General features: G+C 64.9%; 14 protein-coding genes. 8 read left to right on the forward strand and 6 right to left on the reverse strand.

What is annotated here, in order from left to right; translation table 11 throughout:
- Positions 1-77: 77 nt before the first annotated feature.
- On the forward strand, positions 78-13,058 hold the full coding sequence (locus BLP99_RS01190; RefSeq protein ID WP_092179534.1) for a non-ribosomal peptide synthetase: 12,981 nt from the start codon (positions 78-80) through the stop codon (positions 13,056-13,058).
- A 90-nt stretch (positions 13,059-13,148) separates the two neighbouring features.
- Here BLP99_RS01190 and BLP99_RS01195 read toward each other — a convergent pair whose 3' ends face one another.
- Positions 13,149-13,415, reverse strand: coding sequence for a hypothetical protein (locus BLP99_RS01195; protein ID WP_092179536.1), 267 nt, complete (start codon positions 13,413-13,415; stop codon positions 13,149-13,151).
- A 191-nt stretch (positions 13,416-13,606) separates the two neighbouring features.
- On the opposite strand from BLP99_RS01195, the gene BLP99_RS01200 reads away from it, so the two are divergent.
- Positions 13,607-14,413, forward strand: a complete 807-nt coding sequence (locus BLP99_RS01200) for an alpha/beta fold hydrolase (RefSeq protein ID WP_092179538.1) — start codon at positions 13,607-13,609, stop codon at positions 14,411-14,413.
- 107 nt (positions 14,414-14,520) lie between these two features.
- Here the strand turns inward: BLP99_RS01200 and dsbG are convergent, their stop codons facing one another.
- From dsbG to dsbD, 3 genes are read right to left on the reverse strand one after another with little or no spacing between them, the layout of a single operon-like run.
- Positions 14,521-15,288, reverse strand: coding sequence for a thiol:disulfide interchange protein DsbG (gene dsbG, locus BLP99_RS01205; protein ID WP_072389146.1), 768 nt, complete (start codon positions 15,286-15,288; stop codon positions 14,521-14,523).
- Complete coding sequence (locus BLP99_RS01210) at positions 15,264-16,133, reverse strand: TlpA family protein disulfide reductase (RefSeq protein ID WP_072389144.1); 870 nt, start codon at positions 16,131-16,133, stop codon at positions 15,264-15,266. Before BLP99_RS01210 ends, dsbG begins: the two co-directional genes overlap by 25 nt.
- Positions 16,133-17,860 carry a protein-disulfide reductase DsbD gene (gene dsbD, locus BLP99_RS01215; RefSeq protein ID WP_072430329.1) on the reverse strand — a complete coding sequence of 576 codons (1,728 nt, stop codon included), beginning with the start codon at positions 17,858-17,860 and terminating at the stop codon, positions 16,133-16,135. The genes BLP99_RS01210 and dsbD overlap by 1 nt, the downstream gene beginning before the upstream one ends.
- A 174-nt stretch (positions 17,861-18,034) precedes the next feature.
- Between dsbD and BLP99_RS01220 the strand changes: the two genes are divergently transcribed.
- From BLP99_RS01220 to BLP99_RS01240, 5 genes are all read left to right on the forward strand, one after another.
- Positions 18,035-18,715 carry a response regulator gene (locus BLP99_RS01220; RefSeq protein WP_072389140.1) on the forward strand — a complete coding sequence of 227 codons (681 nt, stop codon included), beginning with the start codon at positions 18,035-18,037 and terminating at the stop codon, positions 18,713-18,715.
- Positions 18,712-20,043: a sensor histidine kinase gene (locus tag BLP99_RS01225; protein WP_092179540.1), complete on the forward strand. Its 1,332-nt coding sequence runs from the start codon at positions 18,712-18,714 to the stop codon at positions 20,041-20,043. Before BLP99_RS01220 ends, BLP99_RS01225 begins: the two co-directional genes overlap by 4 nt.
- A gap of 127 nt (positions 20,044-20,170) precedes the next feature.
- Positions 20,171-20,677 (forward strand): GNAT family N-acetyltransferase, encoded by a 507-nt coding sequence (locus BLP99_RS01230; RefSeq protein WP_072389135.1) that lies wholly within the window; start codon positions 20,171-20,173, stop codon positions 20,675-20,677.
- A gap of 119 nt (positions 20,678-20,796) precedes the next feature.
- Positions 20,797-22,209: an aspartate aminotransferase family protein gene (locus tag BLP99_RS01235; protein WP_072389133.1), complete on the forward strand. Its 1,413-nt coding sequence runs from the start codon at positions 20,797-20,799 to the stop codon at positions 22,207-22,209.
- Positions 22,210-22,293: 84 nt separating this feature from the next.
- On the forward strand, positions 22,294-22,521 hold the full coding sequence (locus BLP99_RS01240) for an MbtH family protein (protein WP_072430330.1): 228 nt from the start codon (positions 22,294-22,296) through the stop codon (positions 22,519-22,521).
- Positions 22,522-22,710: 189 nt separating this feature from the next.
- On the opposite strand, the gene BLP99_RS01245 is transcribed toward BLP99_RS01240, so the two are convergent.
- Positions 22,711-23,607, reverse strand: a complete 897-nt coding sequence (locus tag BLP99_RS01245) for a LysR family transcriptional regulator (protein ID WP_072389129.1) — start codon at positions 23,605-23,607, stop codon at positions 22,711-22,713.
- Between the two features lie 101 nt (positions 23,608-23,708).
- Between BLP99_RS01245 and BLP99_RS01250 the strand changes: the two genes are divergently transcribed.
- Positions 23,709-24,551: a type 1 glutamine amidotransferase domain-containing protein gene (locus BLP99_RS01250; protein WP_072389127.1), complete on the forward strand. Its 843-nt coding sequence runs from the start codon at positions 23,709-23,711 to the stop codon at positions 24,549-24,551.
- 68 nt (positions 24,552-24,619) lie between these two features.
- Here BLP99_RS01250 and ppsR read toward each other — a convergent pair whose 3' ends face one another.
- Positions 24,620-25,438, reverse strand: coding sequence for a posphoenolpyruvate synthetase regulatory kinase/phosphorylase PpsR (gene ppsR, locus BLP99_RS01255; RefSeq protein ID WP_042732259.1), 819 nt, complete (start codon positions 25,436-25,438; stop codon positions 24,620-24,622).
- Positions 25,439-25,611: the final 173 nt, after the last annotated feature.

The following is a 25,611-nucleotide window of genomic DNA, read 5'->3' on the forward strand; positions in this document are numbered from 1 at the left end:
TCCCGCATGCCGTCGATGGCGTGCGATGGAAGAAGACTGGATATCACTTGCAAGCCGAATTTCAGGCAGGAAACCTCATGACCGACGCGTTCGAACTTCCCAGCACCCTGGCCCATGCCCTCCAGCGCCGCGCCGCCTCGACGCCGGATCGCGTGGCCTTGCGCTTCCTTGCCGACACGCCGGAGCAGAGCGTGGTGCTGAGTTATCGCGATCTGGACCTGCGCGCCCGCACCATTGCCGCCGCCTTGCAGGCCGAGGCGACAGTCGGCGATCGCGCGGTGCTGCTGTTTCCCAGCGGCCCCGATTATGTCGCGGCGTTTTTCGGTTGCCTGTACGCCGGTGTGATCGCCGTGCCGGCCTATCCACCGGAGTCGGCCCGTCGTCATCACCAGGAACGTCTGCTGTCGATCATCGCCGACGCCGAGCCGCGCCTTTTGCTCACCAGCAGCGATCTGCGCGAAGCCTTGCAGGCCATCGAGTCCGCACCACCGTTGCTATGCGTCGACAGCCTCGACCCGGCACGTGCCGGACAATGGGTCGCGCCGACCTTGCAGGACGATGACATTGCCTTTTTGCAATACACCTCCGGCTCCACTGCATTGCCCAAGGGGGTGCAGGTCAGCCATGGCAACCTGGTGGCCAACGAGCTGTTGATCCGCCATGGCTTCGGCATCGACCTGAATCCCGACGACGTCATCGTCAGCTGGCTGCCGCTGTATCACGACATGGGCTTGATCGGCGGCCTGCTGCAACCGGTCTTCAGTGGCGTGCCATGCGTGCTGATGTCGCCGGGGTATTTCCTGGCCCGGCCGTTGCGTTGGCTGGAAGCCATCAGCGAGTACGGTGGCACCATCAGCGGCGGCCCGGATTTCGCCTATCGGTTGTGCAGCGAGCGGATCAGCGACTCGGCCTTGCAGCGCCTCGACCTGAGCGGCTGGCGGGTGGCCTATTCGGGCTCCGAGCCGATCCGCCTCGACACCCTGGAACGTTTCGCCGAGAAGTTCGCGGCGTGCGGTTTCACCTCTGAAAACTTCATGGCGTCCTACGGCCTGGCGGAAGCCACCCTGTTCGTCGCCGGCACGCCCCGCAGCCATGGCATTGCTTCATTGCGCATAGACGACGCGGCGCTGGCGCAGAACCGCGCCGAGCCGGGGCAAGGCAGCGCGGTGATGAGCTGCGGTTTCGGCCAGCCCGGACACGGGGTGCTGGTCGTCGAACCCAATACGCTCCAGCCGCTGGCCGACCAGCAGGTGGGCGAAGTCTGGGCCACCGGGCCGAGCATCGCCCATGGTTACTGGCGCAATCCCGAGGCCACGGCCAAGACCTTCGTCCAGCATGACGGTCGTACCTGGCTGCGCACCGGCGACCTGGGCTTCGTCCATGGCGGCGAGCTGTTCATCACCGGTCGCTTGAAAGACATGCTGATCGTGCGCGGGCACAACCTTTATCCCCAGGACATCGAGCAGACTATCGAGCGTGAGGTGGAAGTGGTGCGCAAAGGCCGGGTGGCGGCCTTCGCAGTCAACGATGGCACCGAGGAAGGCATCGGCATTGCGGCGGAAATCAGCCGCAGCGTGCAGAAAATCCTGCCGCCCGAGGCGCTGATCAAGACCCTTCGCCAGGTGGTGGCCGACGCCTGCCAGCAAGCGCCGAGCGTGGTGGTGCTACTCAATCCCGGTGCCTTGCCCAAGACGTCCAGCGGCAAGTTGCAACGCTCGGCGTGCCGCACTCGCCTGGCCGACGGCAGCCTCGACAGCTATGCGCAGTTCCCGTCGACCGAGGTCGCAAGTGTCCGTGCGCAGGCGTCGACCTCGCCGTTGCAGGCGCAGATTGCCCAGCTCTGGCGCGAGCTGTTGCAGGTTGACGAAGTGCAGGGAGACGATCATTTCTTCCTGCTGGGGGGCAACTCCATCATCGCCACCCAGGTGGTTGCGCGGCTGCGCGAAACCCTGGGCGTGACATTGGAGCTGCGCCTGCTGTTCGAAGCCCCGACCCTCAGCGCTTTCACGGCCGCAGTGGCCGCCAGCCAACAGGACGGCAACCCGTCACAGGACACGATCAGCCTGTTGCCGCGCCATGAGGCATTGCCGCAGTCCCTGGCCCAGAACCGCTTGTGGATCACCTGGCAACTGGACCCTGCAAGCTGCGCCTATAACATTCCCGGCGGCTTGCACCTGCGTGGCGAATTGGACGGAAACGCACTGCGCGCCAGTTTTCAGCAACTGATCGAACGCCATGAATCCCTGCGCACGCGTTTCCTGGAGCGCGATGGCGTGGCCATGCAGCAGATCGATCCGGCTGCGGGATTCGACCTGCGCTCAATCGATCTGGCGGACTTGCCCAACGATCAGCGCCAGGCCCGCGCCCGGCAGATCCGGGAAACCGAAGCGACTACGCCGTTCGACCTGGAAAAGGGGCCGCTGCTGCGGGTCACGCTGGTGCGCCTGGATGAGGACGATCACCAGTTGCTGGTGACGATGCACCACATCATTGCCGACGGTTGGTCGATGAATGTGCTGGTGGACGAATTCTCGCGGCTGTATGCCGCCGCGACCCAGGGGCAGGTCGCCGCGCTGGCGCCGCTGCCGTTGCAGTACGCCGACTACGGCCGCTGGCAGCGCCAGTGGCTCGCCCAGGGAGAAGCCGAGCGGCAACTGGCCTATTGGAAACAGACACTGGGAGACGAACATCCCGTCCTGGCGCTGAGCACCGATCATCCTCGCAGCGCCCAGCGTCTTCGCAGCGCCGCGCGTCATAGCCTGCGCCTGGACAAGAGCCTCGGCGATGCCTTGCGCCAGCTCGCCCAGGCCCACGACGCGACACCGTTCATGTGTCTGCTGGCGGCATTCCAGGCCTTGTTGCAACGCTATACCGGCCAGTCCGACCTGCGCATCGGCGTGCCCAATGCCAACCGTCCACGCCTGGAAACCCAAGGCCTGATCGGCTTCTTCATCAATACCCAGGTGCTGCGCGGGCAGGTCGATTCGCGCCAGTCCTTCGCCGCGCTCCTGGCCCAGGCCCGGGAGGCCACGCTGGGCGCCCAGGCGTACCAGGACCTTCCCTACGAACAACTGCTCGAAGCCTTCCCGCAGGCTCGCGAACAAGGGCTGTTCCAGGTGATGTTCAACCATCAGCAACGCGACCTGGGCGCCTTGCGACGCTTGCCGGGATTGCTGGCCGATGAGCTGCCATGGCACAGCCGCGAAGCCAAGTTCGATCTGCAACTGCACAGCGAGGAAGACCGCAACGGGCGGTTGACGCTGTCGTTCGACTACGCCGACGAGCTGTTCGAGGCGGCGACCATCGCGCGCCTGGCCGGGCATTTCTGCAACCTGCTGCGGGCAGTCTGCGCCGATCCGCAGCAGGCCATCGGCGACGTGCCTTTGCTGTCCGCCGATGAGCAGGCGCAACAGCAGCAATGGAGTGTGGCCCCTTGCGAACCGGCGGCACGATGGTTGCCGGAGCTGCTGAACGAGCAGGCCCGGCGTACGCCGCAACGCGCCGCGCTGCTGTGGGAGGGCGGTCGCCTGGACTACGCCGAACTGCACACCCAGGCCAATCGCCTGGCCCACTACCTGCGGGACAAAGGCGTTGGCCCCGATGTGTGCGTGGCAATCGCCGCCGAGCGTTCGCCGCAGTTGCTCATCGGCGTGCTGGCGATCATCAAGGCCGGTGGCGCCTATGTACCGCTGGATGCGGATTACCCGGCCGAACGCCTGGCCTATATGCTCCAGGACAGCGGCGTCGATCTGCTGCTGACGCAGACCGCGTTGCTCGAACGCTTGCCGGTCTGCGAAGGCATCAGCGTGATTGCCCTGGATGCCTTGCATCTGGAGCAATGGCCGGGCAATCCGCCAGGCCTGCATCTGCACGGCGATCATTTGGCCTACGTGATCTACACCTCCGGTTCCACCGGCCAGCCCAAGGGGGTCGGCAACACCCACGCGGCCCTGGCCGAACGCTTGCAATGGATGCAGGCCACCTATGGCCTGGACGAAACCGATGTGCTGATGCAAAAGGCGCCGATCAGCTTCGACGTGTCGGTGTGGGAATGCTTCTGGCCCTTGATCACAGGTTGCCCGCTGGTCCTGGCCGGCCCCGGCGAACATCGCGACCCGCACCGCATCGCCCAGTTGGTCCAACAGTTTGGCGTGACCACGCTGCACTTCGTGCCACCGCTGCTCAGCCTGTTCGTCGACGAACCCTTGAGCGCCGGTTGCACCTGCCTGCGCCGGGTGTTCTCCGGGGGTGAAGCCTTGCCGGCCGAATTACGCAGCCGAGTGCTGGCGCAACTGCCGACGGCGCAACTGCACAATCGCTACGGTCCGACCGAAACCGCCATCAACGTCACGCACTGGCATTGCAGCGATGCCGATGGCGAGCGCTCGCCGATCGGCCGTCCGCTGGGCAACGTGCTGTGTCGCGTGCTCGACAGTGAGCTCAACCCGGTACCGTCCGGAGTGTCGGGCGAACTGTGCATCGGCGGCCTGGGCCTGGCCCGGGGTTACCTCGGCCGGCCGGGCCTGAGCGCCGAGCGGTTTGTACCGGATCCGCTGGCCGCCACGGGCGCGCGCCTGTATCGCACCGGCGACCGGGCGCGCTGGACCGCCGGTGGGGTGATCGAATACCTCGGCCGCCTCGATCAGCAGGTCAAACTGCGCGGTTTCCGTATCGAACCGCAGGAAATCGAAGCGCGGCTGCTGGCCCAGGAGGGCATCGCCCAGGCGGCCGTGCTGGTGCGCGACACCGCCGCCGGTCCGCAATTGATCGGCTACTACACCGCGCCAGATCTTACCGGGGACGACCTGGACCAGCGGCTCCTCGCCGCCCTGGCCGCCGAATTGCCGGACTACATGGTGCCCGCGCAGGTGTTGCGCCTGGATGCCATGCCGCTGAGCCCCAGCGGCAAGCTCGACCGCCACGCCTTGCCCGAACCGCAGTGGCAGGGGCGTGACCACGTGGAGCCGGTCAGCGCCCTCGAATGCCAGCTCGCCGATATCTGGCGCGACGTGCTGGGGCTGTCCCGGATTGGCCTGCGGGATGATTTCTTTGCCCTCGGCGGCCACTCGCTGCTGGCGACCCAGATCATTTCCCGCACCCGCCAGGCCTGCGACGTCGAGTTGCCGCTGCGAGCCTTGTTCGAGAACAGTGAACTGGGGGCGTTTGCCGAACAGGTACGCTTGATCCAGGCCAGTGGCCAGACCAACCGGCAGCCACCGATCGAAAAGGTCGATCGCAGCCAACCGGTGCCGCTGTCCTATTCCCAGCAGCGCATGTGGTTCCTCTGGCAGATGGAGCCGGACAGCCCGGCCTATAACGTCGGCGGCATGGCGCGTTTGCGCGGGGTGCTGGATGTCGGGCGCTTCGAGGCGGCCTTGCAGGCATTGGTCTTGCGACACGAAACCCTGCGCACCACGTTCCCCAGTGCCGACGGCGTGGCCTGGCAGCAGGTGCACGATGACGTGGGCCTGCGGATGGACTGGAAGGATTTCTCGGCGCTGGCCGCCGATGTCCGTGAACAACGGGTGCAGGCGCTGGCCGACAGCGAGGCCCACAAGCCTTTCGACCTGGAAACCGGGCCGTTGCTGCGGGCCTGCCTGGTCAAGACCGCGGAGCAGGAGCATTACCTGGTGCTGACCCTGCATCACATCGTCACCGAAGGCTGGGCGATGGACATCTTCGCCCGGGAGCTGAGCGCGTTGTACGAAGCCTTCGTCGATGACCGCCAATCGCCGCTGGAGCCTTTGCCGGTGCAATACCTGGACTACAGCGTCTGGCAGCGCCAGTGGCTGGAGTCCGGCGAGCGCCAACGGCAACTGGACTACTGGACCGCGCAACTGGGCCGTGAACACCCATTGCTGGAGCTACCGTCCGACCGTCCGCGGCCAACGGTGCAAAGCCATCGCGGCGAGTTGTTCCGCTTCGACCTCAGCGATGACCTGGCCGCCAGGGTGCGTGCCTTCAACGCGCAACACGGCTTGACCCTGTTCATGACCATGACCGCCGCCTTGGCCGTGCTGCTCTATCGCTACAGCGGCCAGACCGACCTTCGCATCGGCGCGCCGGTGGCCAACCGGATCCGACCGGAAAGCGAAGGGCTGATCGGTGCGTTCCTCAACACCCAGGTGCTGCGTTGCCAGCTCGACGGGCAGATGTCGGTGGGCGAGCTGTTCGAGCAGGTGCGCCATACAGTCATCGAAGGCCAGTCCCACCAGGACCTGCCGTTCGATCATCTGGTCGAAGCCCTGCAACCGCCGCGCAGCGCCGCCTACAATCCGCTGTTCCAGGTGATGTGCAACGTCCAGCGCTGGGAATTCCAGCAGAGCCGCACATTGGCCGGCATGACCGTGCAGTACCTGGTGAACGATGCCCGGGCCACCAAGTTCGACCTCAACCTGGAGGTCACCGACCTGGATCATCGCCTGGGTTGCTGCCTGACCTACAGCACCGACCTGTTCGATGAACCCCGCATCGCCCGCATGGCCGGGCATTGGCGCAACCTGCTGGAGGCGCTGCTGAGCGATCCGGGCCGACGCTTGAGCGAGCTGCCGCTGCTGGACGCTGGCGAGCGGCAACAGTTGCTCGACAACCTGGGTGTCGAGCCCGGCGAGCATCGCCTGGACCACTGCCTGCACCCGCTGTTCAGCGAGCAGGCCCAGGCCCGTCCCGATGCCCCGGCCTTGACCTTTGCCGGACAGACCCTGACCTACGGTGAACTCGAACGCCGCGCCAATCGACTGGCCTGGATGCTGCGCGAGCGCGGCGTCGGGCCACAGGTCCGGGTGGGCCTGGCCCTGGAGCGTTCCCTGGAAATGGTCATCGGCCTGCTGGCGATTCTCAAGGCCGGCGGTGCCTACGTGCCGCTGGACCCCGAATACCCGCTGGACCGCTTGCACTACATGATCGAAGACAGCGGCATCGCGTGGTTGCTCAGCGACCGGGCAATGTTCGAGTCTCTCGGTGCGCTGCCAGACGGCGTCGGACGCTGGAGCCTGGAGGAGGATGGTCCGGCATTGGTGCAATATCCTGATCATCCATTGCCGTCGATCAACCTGCCGCAGCACCAGGCCTACCTGATCTACACCTCGGGCTCCACCGGCAAGCCCAAGGGGGTGGTGGTGTCCCACGGCGAAATCGCCATGCACTGCCAGGCGGTGATCCAGCGTTTCGGCATGCGCCCGGACGACTGCGAGCTGCATTTCTATTCCATCAACTTTGACGCCGCCACCGAGCGCCTGCTGGTGCCGCTGCTCAGCGGCGCCCATGTGGTGCTGCGGGCCCAGGGGCAATGGGACGCCGAGGAAATCTGCGGATTGATCCGCGCGCATGGCGTCAACGTCCTCGGTTTCACGCCCAGCTATGGCAGCCAACTGGCGCAATGGCTGGCGACCCAGGGGCAGATCCTGCCCGTGCGCATGTGCATCACGGGGGGCGAGGCCCTGACCGGGGAGCATCTGCAGCGCATCCGCGCGGCGTTCAGCCCGGCACGGTTTTTCAACGCCTATGGCCCGACGGAAACCGTGGTCATGCCATTGGCGTGCCTGGCACCCGAGCAATTGGAGGAGGGCGTGACCAGCGTGCCCATCGGCAGTGTGGTCGGTGAGCGGGTGGCTTATATCCTCGATGCCGACCTGGCCCTGGTGCCGCAAGGCGCGACAGGCGAGTTGTACGTCGGCGGCGCGGGCCTGGCCCAGGGGTACCACCAGCGGCCGGGCATGACGGCCGAGCGGTTCGTCGCCGATCCGTTCTGCACCGAAGGTGGGCGGCTCTATCGCACCGGCGACCTGGTGCGCCAGCGTGCCGATGGCCTGGTGGAATACCTGGGTCGGGTCGACCATCAGGTCAAGATCCGTGGCTTCCGTATCGAACTGGGGGAAATCGAAACCCGCCTGTTGGAACACGACGCGGTGCGCGAGGCCGTGGTACTGGCCCTCGATATGCCGGGCGGCAAGCAATTGGCAGGCTACCTGGTGACCGACGTCGCCACCCAGGACGCCGAACGACAAGGCGTCCTGCGCGAAGCCTTGAAGCATCATCTCAAGGCACAGCTGCCGGACTACATGGTGCCCACGCACCTGATCCTGCTGGCGAGCATGCCGCTGACCGCCAACGGCAAGCTCGACCGTCGCGCCTTGCCGATGCCGGATCTTGAGCTCAACCGGCAACATTATGTGGCGCCGAGCAATGCCCTGGAGCAGACCCTGGCGGCCATCTGGTGCGAGGTGCTGAACGTGGAACAGGTCGGCCTCAACGATAATTTCTTCGAGCTGGGCGGCGATTCGATCCTGTCTATCCAGGTGGTCAGTCGGGCCCGGCAGCAGGGCATCCACTTCACGCCCCGCGACCTGTTCCAGCACCAGACCGTGCAGACCCTGGCCGCTGTCGCCACCCGCAGCGAACAGCTGAGCGCCGAGCAGGGCTTGCTGAGCGGCGAGTCGGGGCTGACACCGATCCAGCACTGGTTCTTCGAGTGCCCGATCCCCAATCGACACCACTGGAACCAGGCGTTGTTGCTGGAGCCGGCCATGACCCTGGACCCGGGACATCTGGAACAGGCGCTGCAGGCTGTCCTGCAGCAGCACGACGCCCTGCGCCTGGGCTTTGCACAGACCGCCGGACACTGGCGCGCCGAGCATCGGCCGCTGTCGGACGTCGCGCTGGTGCAGTCGCTGTCCGTCGACTCCGTGGAGCATTGCCAGGCCTTGTTCGAGCAGACCCAGCGCAGCCTCGATCTGTCTGGCGGTCCGTTGCTCAGGGCAGTGCTGGCCCGGTTGCCCGACGGTGGGCAGCGCCTGCTGATCGTCATCCATCACCTGGTGGTGGACGCGGTGTCGTGGCGGGTACTGATGGACGATCTGCAAACCGTCTACCGCCAGATCACGGCCGGGCAAGCGATCGGGCTGCCGGCCAAGACCAGCCCATTGCGCGATTGGGCGGCGCGCTTGCAGGCCTATGCCGGCAGCGAGTCCCTGCGCGAAGAACTGGCCGACTGGCAACGCCGGTTGAGCGGCCCGGCTGTGGCGTTGCCTTGCGCGCATCCTGACGGTGCTCTCCAGGAGCGTCATGGGCAGACGGTCAGTGTGCGCCTGGATGCCGGGCGCACCCGGCAGCTGTTGCAACAGGCGCCGAGTGCCTACCGCACCCAGGTCAACGACCTGTTGCTCACGGCACTGGCCCGGGTCCTGTGCCGCTGGAGCGGTCATGAGTCGGCCCTGGTCCAGCTCGAGGGGCACGGCCGCGAGATGCTGTTCGACGATCTGGACCTGACCCGCACCGTGGGTTGGTTCACCAGTGTCTACCCTGTGCGCCTGAGCCCGTCGGCCGAAGATATCGGCGCATCGATCAAGGCCATCAAGGAGCAGTTGCGCGCCGTACCGCACAAGGGGCTGGGCTATGGCGTGCTGCGCTACCTGGCCGACGACGCCACTCGCCAGGCGATGGCTGACCTGCCGCAGGCGTCGATCACCTTCAACTACCTGGGCCAGCTTGACCAGACCCTGGGGCATGACGCCCTGTTCCGGCCACTGGACGCAGCGCTGGGGGCGATCCACGACCCCGATGCGCCACTGCCCAATGAGCTGAGTGTCGACAGCCAGGTCAGTGGTGGTGAGCTGGTGCTGCGCTGGACCTACAGTGGCGAACGCCATGACAGGCAGACGATCGTCACCTTGGCCGCGGCGTACCTCGATGAGTTGCAGCGCCTGGTCGAGCACTGCCTGACGGACGAGGCGGGCGGCCCGACGCCGTCGGATTTCCCGCTGGCGAAACTGTCCCAGGAGCAGCTCGACCACTTGCCCGTGCCGGCTGCGCAGATCGAGGATGTCTATCCACTGACGCCGATGCAGGAAGGCATGCTGCTGCACACCTTGCTGGAACCGGGCACCGGTCTGTACTACATGCAGGACCGCTACCGCATCGACAGCGAACTGGACCCGCATCGTTTCGCCCAAGCCTGGGAGGCGGTGGTGAGCCGTCACGAAGCCTTGCGCGCCTCGTTCTGCTGGAACGTCGGCGAGGAGATGCTGCAGATCATCCACAAGCCCGGCAACACGCCAGTGGATTATCTCGACTGGCGCGAGGTACCCGGGGACCAGCAGGAAGACCGGCTCCAGGCGCTGCTCAAGCGCGAGCGCGAGGCCGGCTTCGATCTGTTGAACCAGGCACCGTTCCACCTGCGACTGATCCGCGTGGGCGAGGCGCGCTACTGGTTCATGATGAGCAATCACCACATCCTGATCGATGCCTGGTGCCGCTCGTTGCTGATGGACGATTTCTTCGAGATCTATACCGCCCTTGGCGAAAACCGCGAGCCCCGGCTGGCCGTTCCACCCCGCTATCGCGACTACATCGGCTGGCTGCAGCATCGGAGCCTGGCCGAGGCCCGCCAGTGGTGGAAGCACAACCTGGAAGGGTTCGAACGGACCACGCCAATCCCCGCCGACCGCCCGTTCCTGCGTGAACACGCCGGTGACAGCGCAGGCATGATCGTCGGCGACTGCTACACCCGCCTCGAGGCAAAGGACGGCGCACGGCTGCGCGAACTGGCCCAGGCTCACCAACTGACGGTCAACACCTTCGCCCAGGCAGCGTGGGCGCTGGTGCTGCGGCGAGTGAGCGGCGACCGGGACGTGCTGTTCGGTGTCACCGTGGCCGGCCGCCCGGTGGAATTGCCGCAGATGCAGCGCACGGTGGGGCTGTTCATCAACAGTGTCGCGTTGCGGGTGCGGATGCCCGAGGACCAGCAGCGCTGTACGGTGCGCCAGTGGCTGGGCCAGTTGCTGGACAGCAACATGCAACTGCGCGAATACGAGTACCTGCCGCTGGTGAGCATCCAGGAAGTCAGCGAACTGCCCAAGGGCCAGCCGCTGTTCGACAGCCTGTTCGTGTTCGAGAACGCTCCGGTGCAAGTCTCGGTGCTGGACCGCGCCCGCAGCCTCAACGCCACGTCGGATTCGGGTCGCACCCACACCAACTTCCCGTTGACGGCGGTCTGCTATCCCGGGGACGACCTGGGGCTGCATCTGTCTTACGACCGACGCTACTTCGAAGCGTCCACCGTCGAGGGGCTGCTGGGTGAGTTCAAGCGATTGCTGCTGGCCCTGATGGAGGGCTTGCACGGTGACATGGCCGAGCTGCCGCTGATGGCGGCGCAGGAGCAGGACTTCCTGGTCCATGGCTGCAACCAGAGTGGGCGCGACTATCCCTTGGCCCAGAGCTATGTGGAATTGTTCGAGGCCCGGGTTGCGGCCCATCCGCAACGGATCGCGGCCAGCTGCCTGGACAACCGATACACCTACGCCGGGTTGAACGCCCACAGCAACCGCCTGGGCCATGCACTGATCGCCTGCGGCGTAGGCCTCGATCAGCCGGTGGCGCTGCTGGCCGAACGGGGGCTGGACCTGCTGGCAATGATCATCGGCAGCTTCAAGGCCGGCGCCGGGTACCTGCCGCTGGACCCGGGCCTGCCGAGCCAGCGCCTGGGGCGTATCCTGGAACTGAGCCGCACGCCGCTGCTGGTCTGCACCCAGGCCTGCCATGCCCAGGCGCTGGCGCTGCTGGATGAGCATGCCTGTTCGGCGCGGCCGAAGCTGCTGGTGTGGGAAGACATCCAGGCCAGCGATGCGTCGCAGGAAAACCCCGGAGTCCATAGCGGGCCGGACAACCTGGCGTATGTGATCTATACGTCCGGTTCCACCGGGCAGCCCAAGGGCGTGATGGTGCAGCAGCGGGGCATGCTCAACAATCAGCTGAGCAAGGTGCCGTACCTGGCGCTGGGCGAGGCCGATGTGATCGCCCAGACGGCGTCCCAGAGTTTCGACATCTCGGTGTGGCAGTTCCTCGCCGCGCCGTTGTTCGGGGCCAGGGTCGACATCGTGCCGAATACCATCGCCCATGATCCGCAAGGGTTGCTGGAACATGTGCAGCGCCAGGGCATCACGGTGCTGGAAAGCGTGCCGTCCCTGATCCAGGGCATGCTTGCCCAGGATCGTGTCAGCCTGGACGGACTGCGCTGGATGTTGCCCACTGGCGAAGCGATGCCCCCGGAGCTGGCCCATCAGTGGCTGTTGCGATACCCGGCCATCGGCCTGGTCAACGCCTACGGCCCGGCGGAATGCTCCGATGACGTGGCGTTCTTCCGTGTCGACATGGCGTCGACCCGTGGCACTTACCTGCCCATTGGCACGCCCACCGACAACAACCGTTTGTACCTGCTCGACGGCGCGCTGGAGCTGGTGCCGCTGGGTGCCGTGGGTGAGCTGTGCGTGGCGGGCACCGGGGTGGGACGTGGTTATGTCGGCGATCCGCTGCGTACTGCCCCGGTATTCGTGCCCAATCCGTTCGGCGCGCCGGGGGAGCGGTTGTACCGCACTGGCGACCTGGCGCGGCGGCGCAGCGATGGCGTGCTGGAGTACGTCGGCCGCATCGATCATCAGGTGAAGATTCGTGGCTATCGTATCGAGCTGGGTGAAATCGAGGCGCGGCTGCATGAGCAGCCGGAGTTGCGCGATGCCGCGGTGGGCGTGCAGGAGGGGATCAACGGCAAGCATCTGGTGGGCTACCTGGTCGCTTCTGATTCGACGCTGCCGGCGACCGAACGCCTGGAGCGCATCAAGCAACGCCTGCGGGCCGAGCTGCCGGAATACATGGTGCCGCTGCATTGGCTATGGCTGGACCGGCTGCCCCTGAACGCCAATGGCAAGCTCGACCGCAACGCCTTGCCGGCCCTGGAGATCGGCCAGTTGCAAAGCCAGGATTACCAGGCACCGGGCACCGCGCTGGAACAGACCCTGGCGGATATCTGGGCGCAGGTGCTGAACGTCGAGCGAGTGGGCGTACGGGATAACTTCTTCGAACTGGGCGGCCATTCGTTGCTGGCGACGCAAATCGCCTCTCGGGTACAGAAGGCCCTGCAACGCAACGTACCGCTGCGGGCCATGTTCGAATGCAGCACGGTCCAGGAACTGGCCGACTACATCGAAGGATTGGCTGCCAGCGAAATCACCGAGGAGAAGGTGGACCGGCTGAATGACTTGATGGCCGAGCTGGAGGGGCTGTAAATGGCATGATCTCTGTGCAGGCCCCTGTGTGAGCGGGGCCTGCGCCTCTCGTCGCGAGGTATCCAGCGATCTTAAATCCCTGTGGGCGCGTCATGGGGTGCGGCAGCATTCTTCCGGTTCGCTGAAGAAGGTGACGCCGGAGGCGAATGCGCCGATTTCCTGGAAGGTATCGTTGACGGCATCCAGCAAACCGAATTGTTCCGGGGTCTGGGTGTTGCCGTAAACGGCCAGCAGTGCCTCGTAGAACATCAGTTTTCCTTTGGCCCGCTGTCCGGAAGCTTTCTGGGTATCGGCGGCTTTGGGCTTCAAAAGATCCACTTGTGCCTGGGCGAACGCCTGAAGCTCGGCTTTGGTCATGGCGGTTCTCCATCCGGTGATGGTTGATCGAGTCCTCACCCTATCGCCGGTGGCCGGGCAAAACTACTGTCATAGCTGACAGGTACCCTACGGACGGGATCATCCCTTGCATTGACGGATCGCTGCACGCCACGGCAGGCTGCCGAGGTTTTTGCGCATTCAAACTTTCCATATTCACAAGGAGGTCCTCGATGCCCTTTGCAACCCTTGATGGACAATCGCTTCACTACCTCGACCAGGGCCAGGGCCCGGTGGTGGTGTTGGGCAGCAGTTATTTGTGGGACCACGGCATGTGGGCGCCGCAGATCGAGGCCTTGTCCCGGCATTACCGGGTGATCGCCCCGGACCTGTGGGGCCACGGCCAATCCGGGCGTCTGCCGCAGGACATGACCTCCCTGGACGACCTGGCTCGCCAGGTGCTGGGGCTGATGGACCAACTGGACGTTGATGACTTCAGCCTGGTGGGGCTTTCGGTGGGCGGCATGTGGGGCACCCGGTTGGCGCTGGCGGCGCCCCAGCGGCTGCAGGCACTGGTGCTGATGGACACTTATGTGGGCGTCGAGCCGGAGCCGACCCGCCAGTATTATTTCTCGTTGTTCGACAAGATCGAGGCGAACGGGGCCATTGCCGAACCTTTGCTGGATATCATCGTGCCGATTTTCTTCCGGCCGGGCATCGAGCCGCAGTCGCCGCTGTACCAGCAGTTCCGCGCCACGCTGGCCGCCTTGCCGGCCGACCGTCTGCGCGACAGCATCGTGCCGCTGGGACGGATCATCTTCGGTCGGGACAACATTCTGTCGCGCCTGCCGGAGCTGGACGCCGGCCGGACCCTGGTGATGTGTGGCGACCAGGACAAGCCACGGCCGCCGTCCGAGGCCCAGGAGATGGCCGGGCTGATCGGTTGCCCCTGTCGGTTGATCCCGCAAGCGGGGCATATCTCCAACCTGGAGAACGCGGAGTTCGTGACCGCCGCGCTGCTGGAGTTTCTACGCCGCTGACCCCGCCATCGCGACCCGTGGAGGGGGGCGAAAACCGATGTCGTGGACGACGATAAAAACCTGTGGGAGCGGGCTTGCCGCTCCTGCGCGGTTTCGGTGGCCGCCAGTTACTTCGGCCCGAGTATCTTCACCAGCTTGTCCGGTGATGGCGCGCCTTGCTGTTGCTGCAGGTCGCCTTTTTCATCCAGATAGAAAATCGCCGGGGTGGCGGACAGTTCCAGTTCGTCCATGAGCTGCAAGTTGGCATCCAGCTTGGCCTGGATGGCCGGCGGTATGTCCTTGAGCGGTTTGAGGGGGCTGCCCTTGCCGGCCTTCTCATGGTTCTCCAGGGCTTTTTCAGGATCCTTGGCGGCCAGCAACGCGGCGGATTTTGCCGGGCTGTCCTCACGGATGATGCCCACCATGATGTGGCGCAGCTGCACCTTGCCGGCGTTGACCCATGGCCGTGCCTGTTCCCAGAACATGTTGCAGTACGGGCAGTTGGGATCACTGAACAGGTAGACGGTGCGTGGTGCATCCGGTTTGCCGTCGGCGATCCAGTGGCTCGCTTGCATCTTGCTCCAGATCTGCTTGGCCATCGGGGCATAGACCAGCTTCTGCAGCGGCTCGGCGCTCAGGTCCTTGCCGTCGGCGTCGTACAGGTTGCCCAGCAGTACATGCTGGCCGTCGGGCGTCAGGTAAAGCGCCATGCCACGGTTCTGGTATTGCGCGGCGTAACCGCGAAGTCCGTCCGGTGCCTGGAACGTGCCGACGATTTTCGCGCCCTTGGCTTCGATCTTCTTGATGGCTGCCGGCAACTCCTCGGCCTGGAGCAGGGGGGCTTGGGACAGCGCTGTGGCGAAGGCCAGTGTCAGCAGAGGGCGGAGGCGGGGCATGGCGATTTCCTTGTGACGGGGTGGGGCGCCGCGGTCGAGCCCGGCGTTTCGAAGTTTTCCAGGGCGCGGGCCAGGCTCGCTTCCGAGAGTTCACCGAGGTGGCTGTCCAGCAGGCGGCCGTCGGCGCCATAGAACAAGGTTGTCGGCAGGGCCATGGAGCCGACGGCCTGGCCGAGTCGGCCACTGCCATCGAACAGAACGTTGTCCAGGCTCAGGCCCTGGGTTTCGAGGAAGGTGCTGACGCTTTGCATGCTTTCGGCCTGATTGACGAACAGGAACGTCAGGTCGGGACGCTGCTGTTGCGCCTCTTCCAGTACCGGCATCTCACGCCGGCAGGGCGGGCACCAGGTGGCCCAGAGGTTGATGACCAAGGGGCCGCCCTGGTAATCGGTGAGCTTTACCGTCTCGCCTTCGGCGTTTCGCAGGCTGATGTCCGGCAGGCGGGTACCCTGCTCATAGAGGGTCAGGGACATCGTGGCCACCAGCCAGAACAACAGGCCGCTGCCGACGCCAAAGCCCAGTGGCCGGCGCAGGGGCGGACGACGTAGGGCCCACAGCGTTGTGCCGATCAGCAGCGCGACGATGCCGGGCCAGGCCAGGAAACCGCCATCGCGCAGGTCGACGATCTGCCACAGGTCGTCCCGGTAATGGCCCCAATAAGCCACGACAAAGCCGACCCGCGCCGCCAGGAGCCCGAGCAGGAACAGCACGAACAGCACCGATTCGGGGTTCTCGCCACCGCGCCGGGCCACTCGCCAGCCAACGAATGTCGCCAATGCCAGGGCGCTGATCAACAGCAGGTGATTCAGGGCAATGGCGAAGGTCCCCAGGGTTAACGTCAGCATCAGCGAGCATCCCGGGTGGCGTTCCAGCGTGCCAGGAAACCCTTGGCATCGATTTCCCCGGTGATCCGCTGGTTGCGACGCTCCTGGCCATCGCTACCGATCCACAGCAGGCTCGGTGGCCCTGGCACTTGATAGCGCCCCAGCAGCTCACGGCTGGCCTGCGTATCGGCAGTCACGTCAAGGCGCAGCAGGCGTACGCCTTTGAGGGCGTCCAGCACTTCGGGACGGCCGAACACCTGTTTTTCCATGATCTTGCAGGACACGCACCAGTCCGCGTAGTAGTCGAGCAGCACCCACTGGCCCTGGGCCTGGGCGGCGTCGAGCTCCCGCTGCAGGGCCGCGGGTTCGCTGACCGTGACGAAGGCATCCCGGGCATCGACCACCGCGCCGCCCTGGCCGCCGCTGTAGACTTTCAAGGGCTGGAAGAAATCGTCGCTGCCGCCTGCCGCACCGATGACCAGCAGGCTGCCCCAGAGCCCCAGCAACAGCGACGCGCTACCGCACACGTAGGCGGTACGACCGAAACCTTCGGTCTGGCGCCAGGCGCTGTAGGCGGCGATCAGCAACAGCACGCCCCACAATCCGATCCACAGCGAATCATCGATGACCGGACGAATCATCAGCAGCGCAGTGCCCAGGAACAGGAAGCCGAACACGCCCTTGAGCACGTTCATCCAGGCCCCGGGCTTGGGCAGGAAGCGATTGCCCACGGTCACCAGCAGCAACAGCGGCAGGCCCATGCCGATGCCCATGGCGAACAGGATCAGCCCGCCGTGCAGTGCATTGCCGCTCTGGGCTATATACAGCAGTGCGCCGGCCAGTGGCGCGGTCATGCAAGGACCTACCAACAGGCCGGACAGTGCGCCGAGGACGCCGGCGCCCAGCAGGCTGCCGCCACGCCGCTGGCGGCCGGCATTTTCCAGTCGGTCCCGCAGGGCGGCCGGCAATTGCAGTTCGAAGAAACCGAACATCGGCAAAGCCAGCAGCACGAACACCGTCGCAAAGGCGCCCAGCAGCCACGGTTGCTGCAACAGCGCCTGCAGATTGGCTCCCAGCAGCGCGGCGAGCACGCCCATGGCGGCATACACCAGGGCCATGCTGATCACATAACTGCCGGCCAGGGCCAGGCCCCGCCGGGGACCCGCGCCGCTGCCCACCACCAGCCCGGCAAGGATCGGCAGCATCGGCAGGGAGCACGGCGTGAATGCCAGCAGTAGCCCCAGGCCGAAGAACACCAGCAGGCTCCAGCCCAGGGCCCGCTGCTGCAGGCCACTGGCCAGGGCCTGGTCCGCCGCTTCGCCATTGGCCGCCGCGGGAGCGTCGCCGCCCAGGTCGACTACCTGGGTCTGGGGTGGGTAGCACAGGCCTGCGTCGGCGCAGCCCTGGAAACCCACCTTGATCTTGCCGGTGGCGCCCGCCGGGATCTTCAGTTCCAGCGCCTGGCGATAGACCTGTTGATCGCCGAAGAACTCATCGCTGTGGGCCTCGCCTTCGGGCAACGTCGGTTTCTGCGCCTCGGCCAGGCCGTCGAACCTGAGCCGTTGCTGATACAGGTAATACCCGTCGGCGATCTGCCAGAACAGCTGGGTCTCACCGGAATCGAGGCGCTCGGCGGTAAACACGAAGGCCTTTTCCACCGGCAGGAAGTCGGGTTTTGTCTCGAAGGGATTGGCGGCCTGGGCCAGGCCCGAGATCAGGAGCAGCCACAGCAAAAACAATCGACGCATGTAGAGAAGCCTTAGAACGAAGCGAGTGAGGGCACAATGGCGACCGGCGATTAACCGTCGATTAACCCGGCGACGACGGGTCAACAGCAATGATCGCCCATGGGGCGGTACTCGTCGCATAATGTCGGCTTAATCGGCCGGCGGCCTAATGTACCTTTTTCCACGAGGCTTACCATGCACGTACTGGTCTGCGAAGACGATGAGTTGATCGCCAGTGGCATCGTCGCCGGCCTGACGGCCCAGGGCCTGGTCGTCGAACACGTGGCAACGGCATCGGCGGCGCGGGCGATCCTCGCGGTGGCCGAATTCGACGTCATGGTGCTGGACCTGGGGTTGCCCGACGAAGACGGTCTCAAGCTGCTGCGGCAATTGCGCCAGCAAGGCCTGGAGATTCCGGTGCTGATCCTCACGGCGCGCGATTCGGTGACCGATCGGGTCGACGGGCTGCAGGCCGGCGCCGACGACTATCTGCTCAAGCCTTTCGACCTGCGGGAACTGGCCGCTCGCCTGCACACGCTGTTGCGGCGGGTGGCGGGGCGCAGCGTCAACCTGATCGAGCATGGCAGCCTGACCTACGACCCCAGTAGCCGCGAAACGATGCTGGCGGGCCAGCCGGTAGACCTGTCCCGCCGGGAGCAGTCGCTGTTGCAGGCCTTGCTGCATAACCGCGGCCGGGTGCTGTCCGCCGAACAGCTCAAGGACAGCGTCTACGGCTTCAGCGACGAACTGGAAAGCAATGCCCTGAACGTGCATATCCATCACCTGCGGCGCAAGCTGGGCAACGGGATTGTCGAGACGGTACGTGGCCTGGGGTATCGGCTGGGGCCGGCCGGCGACGGGAAGACTTCCAAATGATGAGCCTGCGATTGCGCCTGAGCCTGACCCTTGGCGCCGCGTTCATCCTGATCTGGGCCCTGGCTGCTGCATGGATGCTCAGCGACCTGCGCAACCAGATGATGTTTTCCCTTGACCAGCGCCTGGTGGCGTCGGCGCGGATGGTGGCCGGGCTGCTGGAGCAGCTGCCGCCCATGCCTAGCAAGGGCGAGGGCACACATTTCAGCGCGGAACAGTTGAACATCCCGGGGGGCATGGCCTGCCAGGTCAGCTCCCTGCGCGGTGAGATCCTGGCCCGTAGCCACAGCACCCCGGAACAGGCCCTGGAAGCCGAGAGAATGGGGTTCCACGACCAGATGATCGACGGTGCGCCGTGGCGCAGCTTCACCCTGGCCCGAGGCGATGTGCGTATCACCACCGCCGACCGCCAGATCGAGCGCGAAGCCTTGAACATGTCTGTGCTGCTGGCCGCCTCGGTGCCGGTAGGCGTGGCGCTGCTGGGGTGCCTGTGTCTGCTGTGGCTGGGGATCGGCCAGGGCCTTGCACCGCTCAATCGCATGCGCGATGCGTTGATGCGGCGCAGTGCCGACTCCCTGGAACCCTTGCAGATTCATCCGCTGCCCAGCGAGCTGCGACCGTTGCTGGAAACCCAGAACCAGCTGTTCCAGCGCATCGGCAAGACCATCGAGCGGGAACGCCGGCTGACCGGCGACGCCGCCCATGAACTGCGCAGCCCGTTGACGGCCATCAAGACGCACCTGCAAGTGGCGCGCATGACCGACGGCGCTGCCCGCGATCAATCCCTGGCCCGGGCCGAGGAGGGCGCCGACCGCCTGCACCGCACGCTCGAACAATTGCTGCTGCTGGCCCGAGTCGAAGGCAGCCTGTCGTTCGACGATGGCGTGCAGTGCAGCGCCGAGCAGGTCGCGCGACTGGCGATCCAGGACGCGGGCGGTGGCGCTTCCCGGCGAATTCGCTTGCACGTAGCCCCGGGCCTGTCCGATGCGCCGGTGCAGATGCCGGCGGTACTGTCCATCGCCGCGTTGCGCAACCTGCTGGATAACGCCCTGCGCCACACCCCGGACGATACCGACGTGGAACTGAGCCTGGAAATGATCGGCCAGCGGGTACGCTTCAAGGTCCGCGATCACGGCCCCGGCATTGCCGCCGACGATCTCCAGCACCTGACCCAGCGCTTCTGGCGCAGCGGCCAGAGCACCGGCTGCGGACTGGGCCTGGCGATCGTCCAGGCCATTGTCCAGCGTTGTGGCTGTGGCCTGCATTTCGACAGTCGTCCGGATGGGCTGCGGGTTGAATTGACGATGCCGGTGCAGGCATTGCCCGGTTGAGCGGATCGATTGTGTCCCTACGAACATCGAGCGTACATCTGCGGTAACGACCTGCCATTGGCGCCCCCGGGTCATGCGGGGCTATGTTTTTTTCAGCTCGACTCAAGGACTGAGGAAGACCGCGCCTATGCAAGCTCCCATCGAAATCAGCACAGCCACGCCCAGCGATGCCGGCATCATCAGCCGGATCGCCGAGCGCTGCATCCGCATCGGTTGTGCCGCCGAACACCGTAACGACCCGCGCCTCGTGGCGGCCTGGACCCGCAACAGCACCCTCGCGCGCATACAGCCCTGGCTGGCCGATCCGCGGTTGCGCCTGACCCTGGCGCGGTTGCAGGGGCGTCCGGTAGGAACCGCGATGGCTTCGGTCAATGGCCGGATCGCATTCTGCTATGTGCAACCGGAATGGTTTCGCCGCGGCGCCGGCCGGGCGCTGGTGCGGGACATCGAGGCGTGGCTGGGGGACCTCGGTGTCGCCCGGGTGCGGCTCAACAGCACGCGCACCAGTCAGGGATTCTATCGGCACCTGGGCTTCGAGCAGAGTGCCGAGGCCTTTGCCATCGGCGGAATCGCGGCCATTGCCATGCACAAGCCACTGACGGGGGCGGTGCAATCAACTTTGCCTGAAGGGTAAATCCGCACCGTGCTGATGCGTTTCCCATGACAGGAAAACCTGCCTATGCGCCCGACCGGATGCGCATCTGTGCGGTATGCCGTTTGGGTCACTACTTGAGTGTATTGCGGGGTCGAGAAATGTCAGTCGCCAACAGCCTTATCGAAGCAGAACCGGCGCGGGTCAGCCCCGTGCCGGCCGAGATGCTCTATCAGTTCAACGAATCGCCGCTGCTGGCCCGCCAGAGCCGGCAGGAATCCAACGCCCGCAGTTATCCGCGACGGATACCCCTGGCCCTCAAGCGTGCCAGGGGGCTGTACGTCGAGGACGTCGAGGGCCGGACCTTCATCGACTGCCTGGCCGGTGCCGGCACCCTGGCACTGGGGCATAACCATCCGGTGGTGATCGCGGCGATCCAGCAAGTGCTGGCCGACGAGTTGCCCCTGCATACCCTGGACCTGACCACCCCGGTCAAGGACCGCTTCGTCCAGGACCTGTTCGGCCTGTTGCCAACGGCGTTTGCCGCCGAAGCGAAGATCCAGTTCTGCGGACCCACCGGCACCGACGCGGTGGAAGCAGCGCTCAAGCTGGTGCGCACCGCCACCGGACGCAGCACGGTCCTGTCGTTCCAGGGTGGTTATCACGGCATGAGCCAGGGGGCGCTGAGCCTGATGGGCAGCCTGGGGCCGAAGAAACCCCTGGGGGCCTTGCTCGCCAACGGCGTGCAGTTCATGCCATACCCCTACGACTACCGCTGCCCGTTCGGGTTGGGCGGCGCCGAGGGGGTGAAGGCCAATCTGCACTACCTGGAGAATCTGCTGAACGATCCGGAGGCCGGTGTGCAGTTGCCGGCGGCGGTGATTGTCGAGGTGGTGCAGGGCGAGGGCGGGGTGATACCGGCCGATGTCGACTGGTTGCGCGGCCTGCGGCGGATCACCGAGCAGGCCGGCGTGGCCCTGATCGTCGATGAAATCCAGAGCGGTTTCGGTCGTACCGGCAAGATGTTCGCCTTCGAGCATGCCGGAATCATTCCGGACGCGGTGGTACTGTCCAAGGCCATCGGTGGCAGCCTGCCGCTGGCGGTGCTGGTTTATCGCGACTGGCTCGACACCTGGCTGCCGGGCGCCCATGCCGGGACGTTTCGCGGCAATCAGATGGCCATGGCGGCCGGTTCGGCGGTGATGCGCTATCTGGTGGAACACGACCTGCCGGCTCATGCCGCCGCCATGGGCCGGCGCCTGAGCGATCACCTGCACAGCCTGCAACGGGATTTTCCGCAGATGGGCGACATACGCGGCCGTGGGCTGATGCTCGGCGTCGAACTGGTGGACCCGGCTGGCGCCCCGGATGCCTTGGGACATCCGCCGGCCCATGCCCGCCTGGCTCCCGGGCTGCAACGTGAATGCCTCAAGCGCGGGCTGATCCTGGAGCTGGGTGGGCGCCAGGGTGCGGTGGTGCGTTTCCTGCCGCCACTGATCATCTCGGCGGCGGAAGTCGACCGGGTCGCCGAAATCTTCGGACGGGCCTTGAAGGCTGCCGTGGCGGATACCTAATTTTCCCCAGATCCCGGACGTTCCTTATATACCCCGGCTGCGCATGTGCTGCAGCGAACCTCGAGCAACGATGGAGAAACACACATGACTTCAGTATTCGACCGCGAGGACATCCTCTTTCAGGTCGTGGTCAACCACGAAGAGCAATATTCGATCTGGCCGGACTACAAGGCCGTTCCAGAGGGCTGGCGTACCGTTGGCAAAAGCGGTTTCAAGAAGGAGTGCCTGGCCTACATCGAAGAAGTCTGGACCGATATGCGCCCGCTGAGCCTGCGCAAGAAAATGGACGAGCAGGCGGCTGCGGCCCACTGAACGTAGAGCCTGTGGCAGCAAGAAAGGGTTCCACAGGAAGGCTGCGGGACCATACAAACCTTGCAGTCACATCAGCCACCGTGGGAGCGAGCTTGCTCGCGATAGCGGTGGATCGGCGACATTAATGCCGGCTGGCACTCCTCAATCGCGAGCAAGCTCGCTCCCACGGAGGTCGGCCGGCGTTGCCAGCTATTGCTCGATCAGAAAATCAATCAACGCCCGCGCCGCTGCCGGCAATTGTCGATGGGGCGGGTAGATGACTGAAAACGGTCGACTGCGTCCGCCAAAGTCATCCAGCAGTACCCGCAGCTCCCCACGCTCTACTCGCTCACGGACGATGAAGTCATAGGTCTGGCAGATGCCCATCCCTGCCTGGGCCAGGGACACGATACCCAGTACGTCGTCAGACACCTGCACCTTGCCCGTCGGCACCCATTCCCGATCTTCGCCGTTTTCCCGAAACAGCCACGGCGCGATACGCCCGCTGCTGGGCATCACGAAGGGCAGGCAGGCGTGGGCCGTCAACTCGTCGATGTGGCGGGGCGTTCCGGCGCGTTCCAGGTACTGTGGCGCGGCCACCAGGCAAAGGCGGGCATCCTCGAGCTTACGCCCGACCAGTCCGCTGTCCGGCAACTGGCCCAGACGGATCGCCAGGTCGTAGCCTTCGGCGACCAGGTCGACGTTGCGATTGGTGATGCTCAGCTCGATCCGAACCTGCGGGCAAGCCTCGGCGAAGCGCGCCAGCAATTGCGGCAGGCGGTAATGGCCGTAAGTGGTGGGCACGCTCAGACGCACCCGGCCGGTGAGGGGCCCGTCCTGGCCCTGGATCCGCCGCTCGGCGTCGTCGATCATGGCAAAGGCCGAGCGTGACTGTTCCAGGTACAGGAGGCCTGCGTCGGTCAGGTTCAACCGCCGGGTAGTGCGCCGCAGCAATTGCACCCCGAGCCGGGTTTCGAGCCGCGAGATGGCGCGGCTGAGAACCGAAGGCGTGGTGCCCAGCGCCACCGCTGCGGCACTGAGCGTACCTTTCTCCACGACCGTGACGAAGGCTTCGACATCAGCCAGATAATCGAATCGACGGGGCATTGTTGCCTCCAGGGGCCAGGTGATGTTCTGTGTGGCGAGTTTATCGCCGATAGCGGCATCAATACAGTGAGCGCATCCCAACCCAATCTTGCGGAGTCATCATGAAAAAGCTCACTACCCTGGCCTTGTCCGCCGCACTGGCGGTCACCAGTATCGCCGCCCAGGCGGATAACGTGCTGGTGGTCCTGTCGGATGCCGATCACCTGGACCTGCGTGACGGCAAGGTCTTCTCCACCGGGTTCTATCTCAACGAACTGCTGCAGCCGGTCAAGCTGTTGCTGGACGCGGGCCACCAGGTGACATTCGCCACGCCGCAAGGCAAGGCCCCCACCCTGGATCGCTCTTCGGTAGACAAGATGTACTTCAACAATGACGCGGCGGAACTCAAGCACTACGAGGCACTGCTGGCGCAACTGAAGATCACCTCGGTCGCGCAATCGCCAGTGGTCAGCCTGGCTCGTGTCGAGCAGATGGGCCTGGACCGGTTCGATGCGCTGTATATCCCCGGCGGTCATGCGCCGATGCAGGATCTGCTCACCAGTGCCTCACTGGGGCGGGTGTTGACCCATTTCCATGGCAAGGGCAAGACCACTGCGCTGGTCTGCCACGGGCCGATCGCGTTGCTGTCGACCCTGCCTGATGCCAAGGGCTTTGTTGGCCAGTTGACTAAAGGCCAGGTATCGGCCAAGGCCGACTGGATCTATGCCGGGTACAGGATGACGGTAATCAGCAATCAGGAAGAAGAGTTGGCCAAGGGGCTGCTGGACGGTGGGAGCATGAAATTCTACCCGCAGACCGCGTTGCAGCAGGCTGGCGGGCAGTACAGCAGCAACACCACACCGTGGACTGCCCACGTGGTGGAGGATCGGGAATTGATCACCGGCCAGAATCCGGCCTCGGCGCTGACGGTGGGGCAGGCGTTGGTCAAGCGTCTGGCGCAGTAGCCTGCAGTACTACAAACCCCGTGGGAGCGAGCTTGCTCGCTCCCACGGGGTTTTGTGTTGTTGCGGGTTCACTTGAACCGCCGCTCCACCCCTTTCTCCACCAGGATCTTCGCCGAAATCTCTTCCACTGAAAAATGCGTGGAGTTGATATGGGGAATGTTCTCCCGGCGGAACAGGTTTTCCACCTCGCGCACCTCGAATTCGCACTGGGCATAGCTCGAATAGCGGCTGTTGGGCTTGCGCTCGTTGCGGATCGCGGTGAGGCGATCCGGGTCGATGGTCAACCCGAACAGCTTGTGCTGGTGGGCGCGCAGGGCGCTGGGCAGCTGCAGGCGCTCCATGTCTTCCTCGGTCAGCGGATAGTTGGCCGCGCGGATGCCGAACTGCATCGCCATGTACAGGCACGTCGGCGTCTTACCACACCGCGACACACCCACTAGGATCAGATCGGCCTTGTCGTAATAATGCGTGCGGGCACCGTCATCGTTGTCCAGGGCGAAGTTGACCGCCTCGATCCGCTCCATGTAGTTGGAGTTATGGCCAATGGAGTGGGACTTGCCGACCGAATAGGAGGAATGCTCGCTCAGTTCCTGTTCCAGAGGCGCCAGGAAGGTGGAAAAAATGTCGATCATGAAACCATTGGACGTTGCGAGAATCTCACGGATGTCCTGATTGACGATGGTGTCGAAGATGATCGGGCGGAAACCGTCGGTTTCGGCGGCTTTATTGATTTGCTGTACCATGGCCCGCGCCTTGTCGACGCTATCGATGTACGGACGTGTCAGCTTGGTGAAGGTAATGTTTTCGAACTGCGCCAACAGGCTTTGGCCCAGGGTCTCGGCCGTGATGCCGGTGCCATCGGAAATAAAGAAAGCAGATCGTTTCATTTGTGCCCTGGGCCTTAAGCTGATGACGATTCTTGGATATGATAGGCGCGATTTGCCGGCCGCCAGTGGCCCGCATTCTCACTTATTTTCCAGGTCCAGGCCATATCGCCGGCACTCGCTCCCCCGGAGCCACCGGTGCCTTGAGCTTTTCCAACACAGTTAGTGGAGAGATC

It is taken from the genome of Pseudomonas sp. NFACC32-1, from assembly GCF_900101215.1.
Lineage (GTDB): Bacteria > Pseudomonadota > Gammaproteobacteria > Pseudomonadales > Pseudomonadaceae > Aquipseudomonas.